The 17,691-nt window shown below is 70.1% G+C and carries 16 protein-coding genes; 6 read left to right on the top strand and 10 right to left on the bottom strand.

Features of this window, described 5'->3' with window-relative positions; translation table 11 throughout:
• Positions 1–65: 65 nt before the first annotated feature.
• Positions 66–1,076, top strand: coding sequence for an acyl-CoA desaturase (locus P3L51_RS20475; protein ID WP_354606714.1), 1,011 nt, complete (start codon positions 66–68; stop codon positions 1,074–1,076).
• The gene (locus tag P3L51_RS20470) at positions 1,073–1,768 is read left to right on the top strand and encodes a TetR/AcrR family transcriptional regulator (protein WP_031231272.1); all 696 of its coding nucleotides are present in this window, start codon (positions 1,073–1,075) and stop codon (positions 1,766–1,768) included. The genes P3L51_RS20475 and P3L51_RS20470 overlap by 4 nt, the downstream gene beginning before the upstream one ends.
• Before the next feature lie 243 nt (positions 1,769–2,011).
• Here the strand turns inward: P3L51_RS20470 and P3L51_RS20465 are convergent, their stop codons facing one another.
• Positions 2,012–2,374, bottom strand: a complete 363-nt coding sequence (locus tag P3L51_RS20465; protein WP_354606713.1) for a VOC family protein — start codon at positions 2,372–2,374, stop codon at positions 2,012–2,014.
• On the bottom strand, positions 2,374–3,231 hold the full coding sequence (locus tag P3L51_RS20460; protein ID WP_354606712.1) for a trans-aconitate 2-methyltransferase: 858 nt from the start codon (positions 3,229–3,231) through the stop codon (positions 2,374–2,376). Before P3L51_RS20460 ends, P3L51_RS20465 begins: the two co-directional genes overlap by 1 nt.
• 131 nt (positions 3,232–3,362) lie before the next feature.
• Between P3L51_RS20460 and P3L51_RS20455 the strand changes: the two genes are divergently transcribed.
• Positions 3,363–3,860: a MarR family winged helix-turn-helix transcriptional regulator gene (locus P3L51_RS20455; protein ID WP_354606711.1), complete on the top strand. Its 498-nt coding sequence runs from the start codon at positions 3,363–3,365 to the stop codon at positions 3,858–3,860.
• Between the two features lie 93 nt (positions 3,861–3,953).
• Here P3L51_RS20455 and P3L51_RS20450 read toward each other — a convergent pair whose 3' ends face one another.
• A complete protein-coding gene (locus P3L51_RS20450) occupies positions 3,954–4,724 on the bottom strand; it encodes a LuxR C-terminal-related transcriptional regulator (RefSeq protein WP_354606710.1) in 771 nt (256 codons plus the stop codon).
• Between the two features lie 256 nt (positions 4,725–4,980).
• Here P3L51_RS20450 and P3L51_RS20445 point away from each other — a divergent pair, with 256 nt between their 5' ends.
• Entirely contained in the window at positions 4,981–5,424 is a 444-nt protein-coding gene (locus tag P3L51_RS20445; protein WP_354606709.1) for a GNAT family N-acetyltransferase, read from the top strand.
• Between the two features lie 20 nt (positions 5,425–5,444).
• On the opposite strand, the gene galK is transcribed toward P3L51_RS20445, so the two are convergent.
• The 3 genes from galK to galT are packed head-to-tail and all read right to left on the bottom strand — an operon-like array spanning position 5,445 to position 8,613.
• On the bottom strand, positions 5,445–6,605 hold the full coding sequence (galK, locus tag P3L51_RS20440; protein WP_354606708.1) for a galactokinase: 1,161 nt from the start codon (positions 6,603–6,605) through the stop codon (positions 5,445–5,447).
• Positions 6,602–7,570: a UDP-glucose 4-epimerase GalE gene (galE, locus tag P3L51_RS20435; RefSeq protein ID WP_354606707.1), complete on the bottom strand. Its 969-nt coding sequence runs from the start codon at positions 7,568–7,570 to the stop codon at positions 6,602–6,604. The genes galK and galE overlap by 4 nt, the downstream gene beginning before the upstream one ends.
• Positions 7,567–8,613, bottom strand: a complete 1,047-nt coding sequence (galT, locus tag P3L51_RS20430; protein ID WP_354606706.1) for a galactose-1-phosphate uridylyltransferase — start codon at positions 8,611–8,613, stop codon at positions 7,567–7,569. The genes galE and galT overlap by 4 nt, the downstream gene beginning before the upstream one ends.
• Positions 8,614–8,829: 216 nt before the next feature.
• On the opposite strand from galT, the gene P3L51_RS20425 reads away from it, so the two are divergent.
• Positions 8,830–10,512, top strand: a complete 1,683-nt coding sequence (locus P3L51_RS20425) for a sodium:solute symporter family protein (protein ID WP_354606705.1) — start codon at positions 8,830–8,832, stop codon at positions 10,510–10,512.
• Positions 10,513–10,532: 20 nt separating this feature from the next.
• Entirely contained in the window at positions 10,533–10,850 is a 318-nt protein-coding gene (locus tag P3L51_RS20420) for a hypothetical protein (protein ID WP_354606704.1), read from the top strand.
• A 16-nt stretch (positions 10,851–10,866) separates the two neighbouring features.
• Here P3L51_RS20420 and P3L51_RS20415 read toward each other — a convergent pair whose 3' ends face one another.
• From P3L51_RS20415 to P3L51_RS20400, 4 genes are all read right to left on the bottom strand, one after another.
• Positions 10,867–11,613 (bottom strand): helix-turn-helix transcriptional regulator, encoded by a 747-nt coding sequence (locus P3L51_RS20415; protein WP_354606703.1) that lies wholly within the window; start codon positions 11,611–11,613, stop codon positions 10,867–10,869.
• A gap of 230 nt (positions 11,614–11,843) precedes the next feature.
• The gene (locus P3L51_RS20410) at positions 11,844–13,706 is read right to left on the bottom strand and encodes an outer membrane protein assembly factor BamB family protein (RefSeq protein ID WP_354606702.1); all 1,863 of its coding nucleotides are present in this window, start codon (positions 13,704–13,706) and stop codon (positions 11,844–11,846) included.
• Between the two features lie 73 nt (positions 13,707–13,779).
• On the bottom strand, positions 13,780–15,594 hold the full coding sequence (locus P3L51_RS20405) for an outer membrane protein assembly factor BamB family protein (protein ID WP_354606701.1): 1,815 nt from the start codon (positions 15,592–15,594) through the stop codon (positions 13,780–13,782).
• 257 nt (positions 15,595–15,851) lie between these two features.
• Complete coding sequence (locus P3L51_RS20400; RefSeq protein WP_354606722.1) at positions 15,852–17,675, bottom strand: ABC-F family ATP-binding cassette domain-containing protein; 1,824 nt, start codon at positions 17,673–17,675, stop codon at positions 15,852–15,854.
• Between the last annotated feature and the right edge of the window lie 16 nt (positions 17,676–17,691).

The raw sequence follows: 17,691 nt of genomic DNA, 5'->3' as shown, positions 1-17,691 counted from the left end.
TGCCGTAAGTTACGCGCCCGTAAACGGGCAGAATGCCGCATTCCACACCCCCAGGGGACACACCCATGTCGACACGCCCTGACGTTCTCGGCGACTCCTCCCAGGCCCAGCCTGCGCCGGACGGTTCCTCCACTCCCGCCAACCCCTCCGCTCCCTCCGCCACGCTCGGCGGGGAGAGCAAGCGCTCGCTGGAGCAGATCACATTGCTCCTGTTCATCGTCGTCCCGTTCATCGCCCTGCTCGGCGCCGTTCCGCTGGTCTGGGGATGGGGCGTGAGCTGGCTCGACATGGGCCTGCTCGTGGCGATGTATTTCATCGGCTGCCACGGCATCACGGTCGGCTTCCACCGGTATTTCACCCACAGCTCGTTCAAGGCGAGCCGCCCGCTGCGGATCGCGCTGGCCGTGGCGGGGTCGATGGCGGTGGAAGGTCCGGTGGTCCGCTGGGTCGCCGATCACCGCAAGCACCACAAGTTCTCGGACGCGGAGGGCGACCCGCACTCGCCGTGGCGGTTCGGTGAGACGCTTCCCGCGCTGATGAAGGGCCTGTGGTGGGCGCACATCGGCTGGCTCTTCGACGAGGAGCAGACACCGCAGCAGAAGTACGCGCCGGATCTGATCAAGGACCCGGCGATCCGGCGGGTCTCGCGGCAGTTCCTGCTGTGGGCGTTCGTCTCGCTGGCGATCCCGCCGCTGGTCGGCGGGCTGGTGACGATGTCGTGGTGGGGCGCGTTCACGGCGTTCTTCTGGGGCTCGCTGGTACGGGTGGCGCTGCTGCACCACGTGACGTGGTCGATCAACTCGATCTGCCACGCGGTGGGCAAGCGCCCCTTCAAGTCGCGTGACCGGTCAGGCAATGTGTGGTGGCTGGCGGTCTTGTCCTGTGGCGAGTCATGGCACAACCTGCACCATGCGGACCCGACGAGCGCTCGGCACGGTGTGCTGCGAGGTCAGATCGACTCCAGCGCCCGGCTGATCCGGTGGTTCGAGGCGTTCGGCTGGGTGCACAGTGTGCGCTGGCCCGACGCCGGACGGCTGGAAGCCCGGCGGAAAATTGACCATCCCAACGCGGCATGATTGGCAACGTGGCGATCGACGGCGGTAAGAGCGACACCGACAAGAGCCGGACCACCTCTGGCGCGCCCCGGCGCTCCCGCCGGGTCCGGATGACCGGCAAGGAGCGTCGCGAGCAACTGCTGGACATCGGCCGCACCCTGTTCGCCGAGAAGGGCTACGAGGGCACGTCGGTGGAGGAGATCGCCTCGAAGGCGGGCGTCTCCAAGCCGGTGGTGTACGAGCACTTCGGCGGCAAGGAGGGGCTGTACGCGGTCGTGGTCGACCGCGAGATGCGCCAGCTGCTCGACATGGTGACGAGTTCTCTTACGGCGGGCCATCCGCGCGAACTGTGCGAGCAGGCGGCGTTCGCGCTCCTCGACTACATCGAGGAGTACACGGACGGTTTCCGCATCCTGGTCCGCGATTCGCCGGTCGCGCAGTCGACGGGCACGTTCGCCTCGCTGATCAGCGACATCGCCACGCAGGTCGAGGACATCCTCGGCATGGAGTTCAAGGCCCGCGGCTTCGACCCGAAGCTGGCCCCGCTGTACGCGCACGCCCTGGTGGGCATGGTGGCGCTGACGGGCCAGTGGTGGGTGGACACCCGCCGCCCGAAGAAGAACGAGGTGGCGGCGCATCTGGTGAATCTGGCGTGGCACGGGCTGGGCAATCTGGAGGCGAAGCCGCGGCTCATAGGCCACCGCAAGGTCTGAGAGCGCGCCGGGCGGCCGGACCCGTGGTCACTCTTTGTGATGACGGCGCCGGATTCCGCCCGCTACGGTGCGATGAGAGGTTCAGAACTCCGTCCATGCGAGGTCCGGAGCCCGGCACCTCGGTCGTACGGGTCTACGAACTGGACCCGTTGAACAAGCGCCGAGACCGGCTCTGCGATCCCGCCTCGCCGGGGCGCCACGTTCTCGTGGCGCCCCGGCGTTCCACTGTCGCCCCGCCCCCGCTCAGCTCACCGGCTCCAGGAACTCCAGCCGGTTGCCCACCGGGTCCTCGGAGTAGAAGCGGCGGTGGCCGGGGAGGCTGTCGTCCCAGGTCACCGGGGCGCCCCGGGAGGAGAGACGGGTCGCGTACGCGGTGATGCCGGTGACCCGCAGGCCCGGGTGGGCCTTTCTCGCCGGGCGGAAGTCCGGCTCGATGCCGAGGTGGAGCTGTACGGGGCCCGCCTGGAACCAGCAGCCGCCGCGTACCGCCAGAGCGGGCGGCTTGGGGATCTCCGTCATGCCCAGGACATCGACGTAGTACGTGCGCAGCATGTCCTCCGAGCGCGCCGAGGCGGCCAGTTGGACATGGTCGACGGCCGCGATCATCAGGCCCGCCGCCGTGCCACCGCGAAGATCCGGCGGAACGGGAACACCGTGCCGTGCGGGCCCGGCGGGTAGGCCTTGCGGAGCAGGTCGCCGTACTGGCCGAGGAATTCCGCCGCCGCGTCCGGGTCGTCGGCGAGTTCGGTGAGGACGGGGCGCAGGGCCGTGCCCTTGACCCAGTCGAGCACCGGGTCCTCGCCGGAGAGCAGCTGGAGGTACGTGGTCTCCCAGGCGTCCGCCGTGCAGCCGAGGTCCGTGAGGCGGACCAGGTAGTCGGCCGGGTCCAGGATGTGTACGAAGCGCCGGCCGTGGCTGTCGAGGCGTTCGCTCCAGCGCGGGGTCTCGCACAGTTCGCCGAGGAGCGCGTGGCTGGGGGCGGTGAAGTTGCCGGGGACCTGGAAGGCGAACGTGCCGCCGGGGGTGAGGGCGTCGATCCAGCGCGCGAAGTAGTCGGCGTGGCTGGGGACCCACTGGAGTGCGGCGTTGGAGACGATCAGGTCGTACGGCTCCCCGGGTGTCCAGCGCGCGGCGTCGGCGGACCGGAAGTCCAGCCGGCCGCCGCCGGCCGTGGGCCCCGCGTACGCCTTCTCCGCCTGGGCCAGCATCTCGGGCGAGAGGTCGAAGCCGGTGATGTGGGCGGTGGGCCACCGTTCGGCGAGGAGCGCGGTGACGTTGCCGGGACCGCAGCCGATGTCGGCTATCCGTGGGGGGCGGTCCCCGGCGGGCAGTTCGGGGATGCGGCCCAGCAGATCCAGGAACGGGCGGGTGCGGTGGACGGAGTGGTGAAGGTACTGCTGCGGGTCCCAGGTCGGTGCGGGAGTGGGTGCCGGGCCGGTCGCCGGAGTCGCTGTCGAACTCATGTGTGAAGCCCTCTCGGGGTACGGAGTGGACGGGCCGATTCCCGTCCGGGCCCGACCATGCCCAAGCCTGCCTTCAAGTATATCTTGACGTCAAGAGACTTCATGTCGACAGACCCTCTACACTGATCGTCATGGAGGACGAGGTCGACCGTCTGGTCGCAGCATGGCGCCGGGAGCGGCCGGACCTCGACGTGGAACCACTTGAGGTGCTCAGCCGCGTCAGCAGGCTCGCGCGCCACCTCGACCGGGCCCGGCGGCTCGCGTTCGCGGAGCACCACCTGGAGCCGTGGGAGTTCGACGTCCTGACCTCGCTGCGGCGGGCGGGCGCGCCGTACCAGCTCTCCCCCGGTCAGTTGCTCACCCAGACCCTGGTCACCTCGGGCACGATGACCAACCGCATCGACCGGCTGGCGAAGAAGGACCTGGTCGAGCGGCTGCCCGACCCCAGCGACCGGCGCGGGGTCCTCGTACGGCTCACCCCCGAGGGGCGCGACCGCGCCGATCAGGCGCTGGCCGGGCTGCTCGCGCAGGAGCGCGCGATCCTCGCGGAGCTGTCACGCGGGCAGCGCGGCGAACTGGCCGCGCTGCTGCGCCGGTTGACCGCACCGTTCGACAACGTACCGGGCTGACGGACGCACCGGGCCCCGACCGCGTCGCGCGGCTCGTGGGCCGGGCATGTCCTCGATCGCCGGACGGGCTCTATGAGCCCGTCCGGCCACGCCCTAGCCCACCCGTACCGCGTCCGTGCCGCCCAGGTCCGCCGGGCCCACTCCCGCGCGGCGGGCCAGTGCGACCGCCGCCAGTGTGGAGTGGACGCCCAGCTTCCCGAGCACGTTCTGCATGTGCGTACGGACGGTGTGCGGGGACAGGAAGAGGCGCTCGGCCACCGCCTTGCGCCCCAGGCCCGCCACCATGCAGCGCAGCACCTCCAGTTCGCGCGGCGTCAGCGAGTCGACCAGCCGCTCGCTGTCCGTGCGGTGCTTGCGCGCGGCGGTCAGCTCCCGCAGGACGTTCGTGAGCAGCGCGGGCGGCAGATGCGTCTCGTCGCGCAGGACGCCCCTGATCACCGCCAGCAGCCGTTGCAGCGAGCAGTCCTTGGCGACCCAGCCGGACGCGCCGGCCTGGAGCGCGAGTGCCGCGCGGCCCGGGTCGTCCTTCTCGGCGAGGACGACGCAGCGTACGGACGGCTGTCCCGAACGGACGCCCGCGACCAGCGAGATGCCGTCGACGAGCCCGAGACCGGCGTCGCCGCTGTCGGGTACGGCGCGGGCCACCGGACCGCTGCCCGGACCCGCGACGATGCCCAGGTCGGCGTCGACCAGCAGCACGTCGTACCTGCGCCCCTCGGCAGCCGCCCGCTCCAGACAGCGCAGCGCGGCGGGTCCGCTGCCGGCGGCGGCGACGTCCACGTCCGGCTCCGCCGCGAGGGCGGCTGCCAGCGACTCGGCGAATATGCGGTGGTCGTCCACCACGAGAACCCTGATACGGACCAATTGACACCCCCAGATGTCGGGGCGCGGACGACGCGGGTACGGCGCCCGGTGGGATGGGGTTCGCGTCGCGTGGACACTGTGCCGCCACGGCCGCCGCCGTGCGGCTGCCCACCCACCCCGGGCGTCGTACCCGACTGTCTCGCTTCCCTGATCAGCACCGGCCCCCACCGGTGCTGTGCATCAGCGTACGGGCGGGGGCCCGGAGCGGAAGACTATTTACAGAACTGATCGGCGACGGCTGGTTAGGGTGGGACGCATGTTTCGTATCGAGACAGAAGTCGACAAAGAACGACGCGCGTTGCTGGGTGAACGGATGCGGGCGACCAACACCGCCCGTTCACCGATCCTGCGGGAGCTGCGGGGATCGACGGAGGACGAGGAGGTCCCGCTGCACGTGTGGCTGATGGAGGAGTCGACGGGCGCGCTGGCGGGCGGCCTCGCGGCCCATGTGTGGGCGCGCTGGCTCCATGTCGACCTGCTGTGGGTCGACGACGCCCACCGCGGCGCGGGCCTCGGCACCCGCCTCCTCTCGGAGGCGGAGGACCTGGCCCGCGCCCGGGGCTGTCTCCACGCCCGCCTGGAGACCTGGGACTTCCAGGCCCCCGCGTTCTACCGCCGCCAGGGCTACGACCTGGCGGGCCACATCCCGGACTACCCGCCGGGCGTCACGGAGTACTTCTTCACCAAGCGCCTGATCTGAAAGAGCGGGACCCGGGGGGCTCACCCCACCCGGTGCGCCCCCCGGGACGGGACCGCCGGGAAGACCCGGGGGGCCGTGTGGCCCGCCGACGCGAAGGACTCCACGACCGCCTTGGTCACCGTGTCCGCGTCCGTCTCTTCCGTCAGGACTATCGCCGAGCCGCCGAAGCCGCCGCCCGTCATGCGCGCGCCCAGCGCCCCCGCCGCGACCGACGACGACACCACCAGGTCCAGTTCGTCGCACGAGACCCGGAGGTCGTCGCGCAGCGAGGCGTGACCCTCGGTCAGGATGGGGCCCACCGCGCGGACGTCGTCCGCGTCGAGCAGGGCGATGACCCGCTCCACGCGGTGGTTGTCGCTCACGACGTGGCGGACGTAGCGCCGTACGTTCTCCGCCTCGCCCGCCAGCCGTTCCAGCGCGGCGGGCAGATGCGCGTACTCGACTTCGCGCAGCGTGCGCGCGCCGAGCGCCCGCGCGCCGGCTTCGCAACCGGCGCGCCGCTCCGCGTACGCGCCGTCGCCCAGGGCGTGCTTCACCCGCGTGTCCACGACCAGCAGCCGCAGCCCGACGGCGGCCAGGTCGAAGGGGACCTGGCGCTGCGAGAGGTCGCGGGTGTCGAGGTACAGCGCGTGCCCGTCCGTGCAGCACGCGGAGGCCATCTGGTCCATGACGCCGCAGGGGACGCCGACGAACGCGTTCTCGGCGCGCTGGGCGAGCACCGCCAACTCAGGTGCGGAGAGGCCCAGTTCGTACAGCTCGTTCAGCGCGAGCGCGGTCACGACCTCCAGCGCCGCCGACGACGAGAGACCCGCGCCGGTGGGCACGGTCGACGTGAGGTGGATGTCGGCGCCGGTGACGGCGTGACCGGCCTCGCGCAGCGCCCACACCACGCCCGCCGGATACGCCGCCCAGCCGGTGTCCGACAGCGGCACCAGCTCGTCGACGGCGAGCCGCACCACACCGCCCCGGGCGTCGGCGGAGTGCACGCGCAGTACCCCGTCCGTGCGCCGCGACACCGCCGCGACGGCGGTGTGCGGCAGCGCGAGCGGCATCACGAAGCCGTCGTTGAAGTCGGTGTACTCGCCGATCAGGTTCACCCGGCCGGGCGCAGCCCACACGCCCTCGGGCGCCGAGCCGTACAACTCCTCGAACTGCGCCGTCACGCTCCGAGCACTGCTCACCCGTGTGTCTCCTCTCGGCGTGCGAACGCCCACGCGTCCGCGACGATCCCCGCCAGGTCGGCGCGGCTCGGGGTCCAGCCCAGGCGCTCGCGCGCCGTGGCGGCGGAGGCGACCAGGACCGCCGGGTCGCCCGCGCGGCGCGGGGCCGCGACCTCCGGCACCGGGTGGCCGGTGACCGTACGGACGGTCTCGATGACCTCGCGGACGGAGAACCCGCTGCCGTTGCCGAGGTTGCAGACCAGGTGCTCCCCGGCCACCGCGGCGTCCAGCGCCAGCAGATGCGCGTCGGCGAGGTCGGCGACGTGGATGTAGTCGCGTACGCACGTGCCGTCCGGCGTCGGGTAGTCGTCGCCGTACACCGAGATCGACTCCCGTGCACCGAGGGCGACTTGCAGCACGAGCGGGATCAGGTGCGACTCGGGCTCGTGGCGCTCGCCGTAACTCCCGTACGCGCCCGCCACGTTGAAGTACCGCAGCGAGACCGCCGCGAGACCGTGGGCCACGCACTCGCCGCCGATCATATGGTCGACGGCCAGCTTCGACGCGCCGTACGGGCTGGTCGGCGCGGTCGGGTCGGTCTCGGTGATCGGCGTGGAGACGGGCTCGCCGTATGTCGCAGCCGTCGAGGAGAAGACGAGCTTACGGACGCCCGCCGTGCGCATCGCCTCCAGCAGCGCCATCGATCCGCCGACGTTGTTGTCCCAGTACTTCTCCGGCTTGGCGACGGACTCGCCGACCTGCGAGGACGCGGCGAAGTGCAGCACGGCGTCGTAACCGGGGTCGAGCCACTTCGCCGCGTCGTGCACCCGGCCCTCGATGAATTCGGCGCCCGCCGGGACCGCTGCCCGGAAGCCGGTGGAGAGGTCGTCGAGCACGGTCACCTCGTGCCCGGCCTCCAGCAGATGCGTGGCGACCACACTGCCGACGTACCCCGCGCCACCCGTAACCAGATACTTGCCACTCACGCGCTCGCTACCTCTCGCAGTCTCTCGGCCGCGGTCTCCGGCGGCACGTCGTTGATGAAGACGTTCATTCCGGACTCGGATCCCGCGAGGAACTTCAGCTTGCCCGACGTCCGGCGGATGGTGAAAATTTCCAGGTGGAGGGCGAAGTCGTCGTGTCCGGCGGCGCGGAACGGCGCCTGGTGCCACGCGGAGATGTACGGCGTCGGCGGTTCACCCGCGCCGAAGATCCGGTCGAAACGCCGCAGCAGCTCCAGATAGACCGCCGGGAACTCGGCGCGCGCCGCCTCGTCAAGGCCCCGCAGGTCCGGCACCCGGCGCAGCGGATAGAGGTGCACCTCGTACGGCCAGTGCGCCGCGTACGGCACGAAGGCCACCCAGTGACCGCCTTCCAGAACCACCCGCCCGGCGGTGCGCTCGCGCTCCACGACGTCGTCGAAGAGGTTGCGTCCGGTGGCCGCCCGGTGCTCGGCGACCGAGCGGGACATCCGTTCGGTTCGCGGGGTGACGAAGGGGTACGCGTAGATCTGCCCGTGCGGATGACCAAGGGTCACGCCGATCTCGGGCCCGCGGTTCTCGAAGCAGAACACCTGCTCCACCTGCGGGAGTTCGGCGAGTCCGGCGGTGCGGTCGGTCCAGACGTCGAGGACGAGGCCGGCCTGTTCCTCGGTGAGATCGGCGAAGGAGGCCTGATGGTCGGAGGTGAAGCAGACGACCTCGCAGCGTCCGGCGTCCCCGGCGAGGGAGGGGAAGCGGTTCTCGAAGACGGCCACGTCGTAGTCGCCGGCGGGGATCTCGCTGAGCCTGCCCGCGGCGGCGTCGGTGGGGCAGAGCGGGCACTCGCCGGCCGGCGGGTGGTAGGTGCGGCCCTGGCGGTGCGAGGCGACGGCGACCGAGTCGCCGAGCAGCGGGTCGCGGCGGATCTCGGAGGTGGTGGCGATCGGTTCGAGGGGCCGCAGGTCCACGGCGTCGCGTACGACGTCTTCACGGGAGTCGTAGTAGATCAGCTCCCGGCCGTCGGCGAGCGCCGTCACCGTCTTCTTCATCGATTCTTCCTCCGGCCGCACCCGAGCTCGCACCCCGAGCCCACACTCAAACAGAATCAAACATAACTAATCATGAGCCCTCACGCACGTCAACGGTCACGCCACTCGATCACGATCGAACAAAGAACACCATCAAAAGTGTTCAGTTTCGGTAAGTGCAGGCGTAGGTTCCGAGCAGTTGAGAGTTAACGTTCACGCGACGAAGCGGGTACCCCCATGCAGTCCCCCACGTACTACCTGGCCGAAGGACTTCGGCTCCCCACCAACGCGCTCGACTACACGATCCTGGCGATCTACTTCATCGTCGTCCTCGGCATCGGCTTCGCCGCCCGGGCGAGCGTCAAGACCAGCCTGGACTTCTTCCTCTCCGGCAGATCACTGCCGGCCTGGGTGACCGGCCTCGCGTTCGTCGCGGCCAACCTGGGCGCGACCGAGATCCTGGGCATGGCCGCGACCGGCGCGCAGTACGGCGTGGCCGTCGTGCACTGGTACTGGATCGGCGCGATCCCCGCCATGGTCTTCCTCGGCCTGGTGATGATGCCGTTCTACTACGGCTCCAAAGTGCGGTCCGTCCCCGAGTTCCTGCTCCAGCGCTTCGACAGGTCGGCGCATCTGCTCAGCTCGGTCCTCTTCGCCTTCGCCGCCATCCTGATCGCGGGCGTCAACCTCTACGCCCTGTCGATCGTGGTCGAGGCGCTGCTGGGCTGGCCCCAGTGGGTCTCGATCGTCGTGGCCGGCTTCTTCGTCCTCGCGTACATCACCATCGGCGGTCTGTCGTCGGCGATCTACAACGAGGTGCTCCAGTTCTTCGTCATCCTCGCCGCGCTCATACCCCTGACCGTCCTCGGCCTCAAGCGGGTCGGCGGCTGGGACGGTCTGACCGACTCGCTGACCGCGAGCAAGGGTGACAACTTCCTGAGCGCCTGGGGCGGTACGGGCATCGGCGACGCCAACCCGCTCGGCGCGAACTGGCTGACGATCATCCTCGGGCTCGGCTTCGTGCTGTCCTTCGGCTACTGGACGACGAACTTCGCCGAGGTGCAGCGCGCGCTCTCCGCGAAGAACCTCTCCGCCGCCAAGCGCACCCCGCTGATCGCCGCGTTCCCGAAGATCTTCATCGTCTTCCTGGTGATGATCCCGGGCCTGGTCGCCGCGGTGATCGTGCCGAAGATAGGCACGGCGGGCTCGGACCTCACGTACAACGACGCGATCCCGCTGCTGATGCAGGAGTTGCTGCCCAACGGGGTGCTCGGGATCGCCGTCACGGGTCTGATGGCCGCCTTCATGGCCGGCATGGCGGCGAACGTGTCGTCCTTCAACACCGTCTTCACCACCGACATCTGGCAGAAGTACGTGGTCAAGGACCGGGAGGACACGTACTACCTGCGCTTCGGACGGCTGATCACCGCGGTCGGTGTGCTGGCCTCCGTAGGAACGGCCTTCATCGCCGCCAGCTTCTCCAACATCATGAGCTATCTCCAGACGCTGTTCTCCTTCTTCAACGTGCCGATGTTCGTGGTCTTCATCATCGGCATGTTCTGGAAGCGGGCCTCGATGAAGTCCGGCGCCTGGGGTCTGGTCGCCGGTACGACGGCCGCGATGGTCAACTACTTCTGGATCTACAAGCAGGGCGTCATCGACATCCCCAGCGACCAGGGCGCCAACTTCGTCTCCGCGATCGTGGGCTTCGTCGCCGGCGCCGTGGTGATGGTCGTCGTCACGCTGTTCACCGCGCCGAAGCCGGAGTCCGAACTCGCGGGCCTGGTGTACGGGACGACATCACCCGGCATGAGCGAGGCACCGGCCGAGGGCGACGACGCCTGGTACCGCAAGCCCGCGCTGCTCGGCTGGGGTGCGATCGTCATCGCCGCGGCCTGCTACATCCCGTACTCCTTCTGACCGAAGCGGAGGCACACACCATGTCCGACCTGCACAAAGAAGTCTCCGAACTGGAAGGCAGGTCCGCCACGGCGGCCCGCCTGTTCGACATCCGTCTCATCATCGGCGGCCTGTTCACGCTGTACGGGGTGATCGTCACCGTCGCCGGTGTCTTCGTGTCCGACGCGGACATGAAGAAGGCCGAGGGCGTCAACATCAACCTCTGGACGGGGCTGGCGATGCTGGCACTCGGCCTGTTCTTCCTGGGCTGGATGAAGCTGCGGCCGACGGAGATACCGCCGCCGACCGCGACGGACCCGGCGGCCGACGCGCCCGGCGCGCCCGGCGCCGAGAAGTAGGCGTCGCTTTCCTCCGTCATCGGACGGGCCGCGTATGCGGCCCGTCCGATGAGGGGGAGCGACCGGCCGCCGGGTGCGGCGGCCCGTCCGGCAGCACCGTCACGACCGCCCGGTCCAGCAGCCCCGTCCGCGCGGCCAGCGCCGCGGCCTCCAGCCGGGAGCCGACGCCCAGCTTCATCAGGACCCGCTGCACATGCGTACGGGCGGTACTCGGCGCGATACCCATACCGGCGGCGATCAGCCGGGTGTCCTCGCCCTCGGCGACCCGCACCAGCACCTCGATCTCGCGCGGGGTGAGCATCCGCAGCAGCCGCTGACCCTCGTCGTCCGGCTGGGCCGCCGGATTCAGCAGCTCGGTGAACGCCCCCTGCAACAGCCCCGGCGCCACGGCCGCGTCGCCCGCCCGCGCCTTCACGATCGCCCGCTCGACGCCCTCGATGCGCTCGTCGTGCCGTACGTATCCGCACGCCCCGGCCGCGAAGGCGGCGGCGATGCCGCGCGGGTTCGGCACCGGGCCGAGCACCACGACCGCCACCTGCGGGCGGTCGCGCCGGATCCGTACGATCGGGTCGAAGGCGCCGGGCTCGTCCGGTGCGGCGGTCCCCATGAGGCAGACCTCGGGCGCCCGGCTCACGACGAGTTCGGCGGCGCCGGCCGTGGGCGCGGCGGCGGCGAGCACCCGGTGCCCGCGCAGTTTGAGGGCCGAGGCGAGCGCCTCCGCGAGCAGTCGGTGGTCGTCAACCACCATGAGCCGTACGCCCATCGAGCAACCCCATCCCCGCCGGCTCCGGGCCCCCCGGCCCCCCTGACCCGGCAAGTTACACGCTCGGCCGAAGTCCCGCGCCCCCGTGCGGGTAAGAAGACGCCTACTTGTCGAATTCGCCGCTATTCAGGGCGGATCAGGTGGCCGGATGATCGCCGGGGCGGGCCCCGTACAGGCGGCCCGCCCCGGCGATCGAGAACACACGCGGCCCAAGGGCCGCCGTCATCCCGTTAGTTCGTGGTGAACGCCACCACCAGGTACTCCTTGCGGTCGCCGGAGGTGCTCGGCTCGCTGATCAGCGTCTCCGAGGTGTACATCCGGCCGTTGCCGAACCGGACCTCCGCGCCGTCCAGCGAGAAGCTGGTCTCGGCCTCGCGGACCGACTCCTCGCCCGGGTTCTCCATGAGAACCGTCTCCTTGAAGGTCGCGCCGTCGATGGAGACGATCTGTCCGCCCTTGTCGTAGGGCGGCCACTTGTACGCGATGATGTTCGAACCGTCCATGCGCAGCGGGTACATCGCGTAGCGCTCACCCGCGTCGGCCCGGTCTCTCGTGGCCTTGCCGGTCGCGAGGTCGAAGGAGACGATCTCGTTGGTCTGGCCGTAGTCCTCGCCGGTGCCCTCGTGCTCCTCGGTCGGCACATAGATCTTGCCGTTGCCGACGGCGATCTTGCCGCACTGCTCGACCTCGGTGGCACCGCAGTTGGCCGCGTACTTGTCGGCGTCCACGGGGATCTTGGCGAGCAGTTTGCCGGTCTTCTCGTCGATGGAGAAGAAGTCCGAGATGCTGCTGCCGTCACCGGCGGTGTCGCCGACGTCCGCCGCGACGACGAGCGGCTTGGTGGAGACGATGGACACGTACTCGACGCCCGCGGGCATCTTGAACGTGGAGATCGGCGCCCCGTCGGACGGCTTCAGGTTCTGGACGAGGACCGTCGGGTTGTCGTACGAGCCGCACTTGCGGGCCGCGACGAGTCCGGCGCCGCCGCCGTAACCCATGTCGTAGCAGCCGTCGGCCTTGATCTCCGGCTTCCACAGGCTGTCGCCGGAGGCGAGGTCGAAGGCCGCGCCGCCGTCGGTGCCGCCGACGGCGACGGTCGTGCCGCTGAGGGTGACCTCGCGGAAGGCGGCCTTGTCGTCACCGGCGTTGCCGCCCGTGACCGACTTGGTCCACAGCAGCTTGCCCGCTTCGAGGTCGATCGCGCCGACCTCGGTGCACTGGACGTACTTCTCCTTGGCGGTCGGCTTGCTCGCGGCGAAGACGACGGCCGACTTGTCGTCCTCGGTGGCGTGGCGCGAGGCCGCGCAGACCTGGCCGGGCAGCGGGATGGTCCAGAGCTGCTTGCCGGTGTCCGCCTCGTAGCCGACGATCTGGTTCACGCCGGTCTTGACGTACGCCTTGTCGGTGATCCACGAGCCGGACACGTCGGTGATGTCGCCGACCTTGGGCTGCGGCAGCTGGAAGGCGACCTTCGACTTGGTGTTGGCCGGGGGCTTCTCCTTGCCGCCGCCGAGGGGCTTGCCGTCCTCGCCGTCCTTCTCGGTGTCCTTGGAGTCGGACGTCTTGGCCTGGTCGTCCTTGTCGCCGTCGCCGGAAGCGACGTAGACACCACCGGCGACGATCAGGACGACGGCGACCACCGCGGCGATGATGATCTGCGTCTGTGTGCTGATCTTCTTGCCGCCGCCGGGCGTGCCGGGTCCGCCGGGCCCGCCCGGACCGGGCTGGGTGTACGGCTGGCCCGGCTGGACGTACGGCTGGCCGGGCTGCTGCGGGTAGCCGTACTGCGGCTGGCCCTGCTGCGGATACCCGTACTGCGGCTGCCCCGTCGGCCGGGTCTGCGGCTGCTGATGCGGGTGGCCGTACCCCGGCTGGCCGGGAGGCTGCTGCGGCGGCTGGCCCTGCTGCGGATAGCCGTACTGCGGCTGCCCGGGGGGCTGTTGCGGATAGCCGTAACCGGGCTGCTCGGGCGGCGGCGTCGGGGCGCCGAATCCGCCCGGGGGCGGCTCGATCGGGGCGCCGAAACCACCGGCCGGTGGCTCCTGCGGCTTGCCGAACCCGCCCTGCGGGGGCTCGTTGGGCGGCTGCGTCATGGCGTGCGTTCCTCAAAGGGATGAGAGTGCGTACGGAGCGGGAGCGGATGGGGGAGGGACCCGGGACGGCGCGTCACTTGCCGAACGCCATCATGGTCTTGGTCTCCATCTCCGCCTTGTCGTCACCGGCGCTGACCCGGCTGCTGGTCACGTAGAACCGCCCGCCCACGTAGTCCAGTTCGGAGTCGTAGAAGGAGTTCTCGATCTCGGAGGTGGACTCCGGGTTCTGGAGCAGCACCTTCGGGGCGCCTCCGGTGGGCGCCAGGGTCGCGACGGCGCCGCCCTTGTCGTACGACGGCTCGAAGTAGAGGACCACGTTCGCACCTTCCATCCGCAGCGGCGTCATGACGCGCTCGGCCGGGGCCTTGGCGCGCCACTTGGCCTTGCCGTTGGCGAGGTTGAAGGCGACGACCTCGTTGGTGCCGGTGGAGCCGGTCTCGCTCGGCTGCGTCGCCATGTAGAAGGTGGTGGCGTCGGCGGCGACGCCGGTGCAGCCGTCCAGGTTGGCGCCGAAGACGATGAAGCTCCCACCGCAGTTGGGCTGGAACTTGTCCTTGCCGCCGTCGATCTGGGAGCGCACGGTGCCGTTGTCGTTGAGCACGACGATCGCCCAGGACTTCTTGTCCGGCTCGGTCAGCGACAGGACGATCGGGTTGCTCGAATAGACCTTGTCGAGTTCCCAGTTGGTCTTGAGCTTGTACGTCCACCTGGCCTTGCCGGTGGTCGGGTCCAGCTCCTGCACCTGGTTCTGCTGCTTGTCGATGTCACCGCCGGGGCACGACTCGGCGGCGATCATCCGTGCGCCGCTGGCGACGGCGTCCGGCTGGCAGTTGCCGGGCACCTTGTCGAAGAGCGCCTTGCCGTCGCTCATCCGGAAGGCGTTGACGTGGCCGGTGCGAGCCGCGGAGACGGTGTCGCCGTTGATCGAGAGGGTGATGTCGGACAGGAAGTCGAAGTTGCCCTGCTGCTTGAGCTCCTGCTTCCAGCCGCCCTTGCCGGTCTTGAGGTCGATCTCCTGGAGGACGGAGCAGTCGGACTTCTCCGTGACTCCGTCCTTGATCCCGAGGACGATCCTGCCGTCGTCCGTGGGAATCGAGGGGGCCGCGCACACCTCGGCGGGCAGGGTGAGGGTCCACTTCTGCTTGCCGTCCGCGGCGCCGTACCCGGCGATCTTCTTGTACATGGCCTTGACGACGATGTCGCCGGCGAACCACGGGCCGTACACGTCGGCGCCGTTCTTCGGCAGGTCGACGTCGTTCTTCTGGAGCCACAGGACCTTCGACTCGCCGTCCTTGCGCCCGGCGTTGAGGTCGTCCTGCGCGTCACGCCCGCCGCCGGTGCCGTCACCCTCGTCCGGGGTGGACTCGCCGGTCGGCTTGGCGTCCTTGTCCTTGCTGACGTTCTTCTTGGTGGTGCCGCCGCCGTCACCGCTGACGAGGAACCAGGTGCCGCCGCCGATGACGAGCAGCCCCGCGACGGCCGCCGCGATGACGACGCCGGGCTTGCGCTTGAAGAGGCTGCCGCCGCCGTTGCCGCCCGGGGGCGGGGTGGGCGCGCCGGGGAACTGCTGGGGCGGGTAACCGCCGCCACCGCCGTACGGGTTGGGCTGCTGGCCGTACGGTCCCGGCTGGTTGTACGGGCCGGGCTGCTGGCCGTAGGGACCCGGCTGGTTGTAGGGACCGGGCTGGGCCTGCTGCTGGCCGTAGGGACCGGGCTGGTTGTACGGGCCCGGCTGAGGCGGGCCGCCGGGGGCGGGCGGTGCCGCCGGGTAGCCGTACCCGGGCTCGCCCTGCGGCGGTCCCTGCGACGGCGCCTGCGGATAGCCGTACCCCGGCTGTTGGCCCGGCTGCTGTCCCGGCGGCGGTGGCTGGCTGGGTGGCTGGGTCATCAGCCATTCCCCCTTGTCGTACGGTCCTTCGTCCGGTCGGACTCCCCCGCGATCCCGGCTGGCTGGAAATCGGCTGTCGAATGTGTCAGCCGGGCCACCGGAATGGAGCGATTCGGGCTTGGGATCCGCAGTGTCACGTCAGTCGAGCGGGCCTTCTTTGTATCACTCGCACCCCTGTACGGGAGGGGCCGGTCCGCCCCTGTTCCCAAGGGAGGACCGGCCCGTGATGCGGTCGTTACGAGGTCTGTGCGGGACCTCTACGCGTCCTCGGCCAGCTCCATCCAGCGCATCTCCAACTCGTCGCGCTGGACGACGAGTTCACGAAGCTCACTGTCGAGTTTCGCCACCTTGTCGAAGTCGGTGGCGCTTTCGGCGATCTGTCCGTGCAGGGCGGTCTCGCGCGTCGACATCTTGTCGAGCTGCCGCTCGATGCGCTGGAGTTCCTTCTTCGCGGCGCGATTGTCCTTCGCCGAAGCGGCGGGCGCGACGGCCGGTGCGGGTGTACCACCGGAGCGCGCCGGGGCGGACGCGGGGGGCGCCGACTCGGCGACCTTGCGCCGCCGTTCCAGGTACTCGTCGATGCCGCGCGGCAGATGACGGAGGGTGGTGTCGCCGAGGAGCGCGTACACCTTGTCCGTCGTCCGCTCGATGAAGAACCGGTCGTGGCTGATGACCACCATCGAACCGGGCCAGCCGTCGAGGAGGTCTTCGAGCTGGGTGAGCGTCTCGATGTCGAGGTCGTTCGTCGGCTCGTCCAGGAACAGCACGTTGGGCTCGTCCATCAGCAGCCGCAGGATCTGGAGCCTGCGCCGCTCACCGCCGGAGAGGTCACCGACGGGCGTCCACTGCTTGTCCTTGCTGAAGCCGAACTGCTCGCAGAGCTGCCCGGCGGTCATCTCCCGCCCCGTACCGAGGTCGACCCGGTCGCGGATCTGCTGGACGGCCTCCAACACCCGCAGCGTGGGCTTGAGTTCGCTGACCTCCTGCGACAGGTACGCCAGCTTGACGGTCCGGCCGACGATCACCTTCCCGGCCTCGGGCTGGACGTCGCCCTGCGTACGGGCCGCCTCGGCGAGCGCGCGCAGCAGGGACGTCTTGCCCGCGCCGTTGACGCCGACGAGACCGATGCGATCACCGGGGCCGAGCTGCCAGGTCAGGTGCTTGAGCAGCACCTTCGGCCCGGCCTGGACGGTGACGTCCTCCAGGTCGAAGACGGTCTTGCCGAGGCGGGCGTTGGCGAACTTCATCAGCGACGAGGTGTCGCGGGGCGGCGGCACGTCCGCGATCAGTTCGTTGGCTGCCTCGATGCGGTAGCGCGGCTTGGAGGTACGGGCCGGCGGGCCGCGCCGCAGCCACGCCAGCTCCTTGCGCACCAGGTTCTGCCGCTTGGACTCCTCGGTGGCGGCGATGCGCTCGCGCTCGGCGCGGGCGAAGACGTAGTCGGAGTAGCCGCCCTCGTACTCGTGCACCGCGCCGCGCTGCACGTCCCACATCCGCGTGCAGACCTGGTCCAGGAACCACCGGTCGTGCGTCACGACGACGAGCGCGGAGCGGCGCTCACGCAGATGCCGGGCGAGCCAGGAGATGCCCTCGACGTCGAGGTGGTTGGTCGGCTCGTCGAGGATGATCACGTCCTGCTCGGCGATGAGCAGCTTCGCGAGCGCGATCCGGCGCCGCTCGCCACCGGACAGCGGCCCGATGACGGTGTCGAGCCCCTGCGGGAAACCGGCCATGTGGAGCCCGCCGAACAGCCCGGTGAGCACGTCCCGGATCTTGGCGTTGCCGGCCCACTCGTGGTCGGCGAGATCCCCGATGACCTCGTGCCTGACGGTGGCCTCGGGGTCGAGCGAGTCGTGCTGGGTGAGCACGCCGAGCCGGAGCCCGCCATTGTGCGTGACCCGCCCGGTGTCGGCCTCCTCCAGCTTGGCGAGCATCCGGATGAGGGTGGTCTTGCCGTCGCCGTTCCGCCCGACGACCCCGATCCGGTCCCCCTCGGAGACGCCGAGAGAGACACCGTCGAGCAGCGCACGGGTGCCGTACACCTTGGTGACTGCCTCGACATTGACCAGATTGACGGCCATTTCACTCCTGCTACGG

Source organism: Streptomyces panacea (assembly GCF_040560175.1).
GTDB lineage: Bacteria > Actinomycetota > Actinomycetes > Streptomycetales > Streptomycetaceae > Streptomyces > Streptomyces panacea.
The sequence above is the reverse complement of the archived record's forward strand: the minus strand, read 5'-3'. Positions and strand labels throughout refer to the sequence as shown.

Excerpts from the sequence above, each read along its gene's own strand:
- P3L51_RS20475 (WP_354606714.1), top strand. The coding sequence starts at position 66 with ATGTCGACACGCCCTGACGTTCTCGGCGACTCCTCCCAGGCCCAGCCT.
- P3L51_RS20470 (WP_031231272.1), top strand. The coding sequence starts at position 1,073 with ATGATTGGCAACGTGGCGATCGACGGCGGTAAGAGCGACACCGACAAG.
- P3L51_RS20465 (WP_354606713.1), bottom strand. The coding sequence starts at position 2,374 with ATGATCGCGGCCGTCGACCATGTCCAACTGGCCGCCTCGGCGCGCTCG.
- P3L51_RS20460 (WP_354606712.1), bottom strand. The coding sequence starts at position 3,231 with ATGAGTTCGACAGCGACTCCGGCGACCGGCCCGGCACCCACTCCCGCA.
- P3L51_RS20455 (WP_354606711.1), top strand. The coding sequence starts at position 3,363 with ATGGAGGACGAGGTCGACCGTCTGGTCGCAGCATGGCGCCGGGAGCGG.
- P3L51_RS20445 (WP_354606709.1), top strand. The coding sequence starts at position 4,981 with ATGTTTCGTATCGAGACAGAAGTCGACAAAGAACGACGCGCGTTGCTG.
- galT (WP_354606706.1), bottom strand. The coding sequence starts at position 8,613 with ATGAAGAAGACGGTGACGGCGCTCGCCGACGGCCGGGAGCTGATCTAC.
- P3L51_RS20425 (WP_354606705.1), top strand. The coding sequence starts at position 8,830 with ATGCAGTCCCCCACGTACTACCTGGCCGAAGGACTTCGGCTCCCCACC.
- P3L51_RS20420 (WP_354606704.1), top strand. The coding sequence starts at position 10,533 with ATGTCCGACCTGCACAAAGAAGTCTCCGAACTGGAAGGCAGGTCCGCC.
- P3L51_RS20415 (WP_354606703.1), bottom strand. The coding sequence starts at position 11,613 with ATGGGCGTACGGCTCATGGTGGTTGACGACCACCGACTGCTCGCGGAG.
- P3L51_RS20410 (WP_354606702.1), bottom strand. The coding sequence starts at position 13,706 with ATGACGCAGCCGCCCAACGAGCCCCCGCAGGGCGGGTTCGGCAAGCCG.
- P3L51_RS20405 (WP_354606701.1), bottom strand. The coding sequence starts at position 15,594 with ATGACCCAGCCACCCAGCCAGCCACCGCCGCCGGGACAGCAGCCGGGC.
- P3L51_RS20400 (WP_354606722.1), bottom strand. The coding sequence starts at position 17,675 with ATGGCCGTCAATCTGGTCAATGTCGAGGCAGTCACCAAGGTGTACGGC.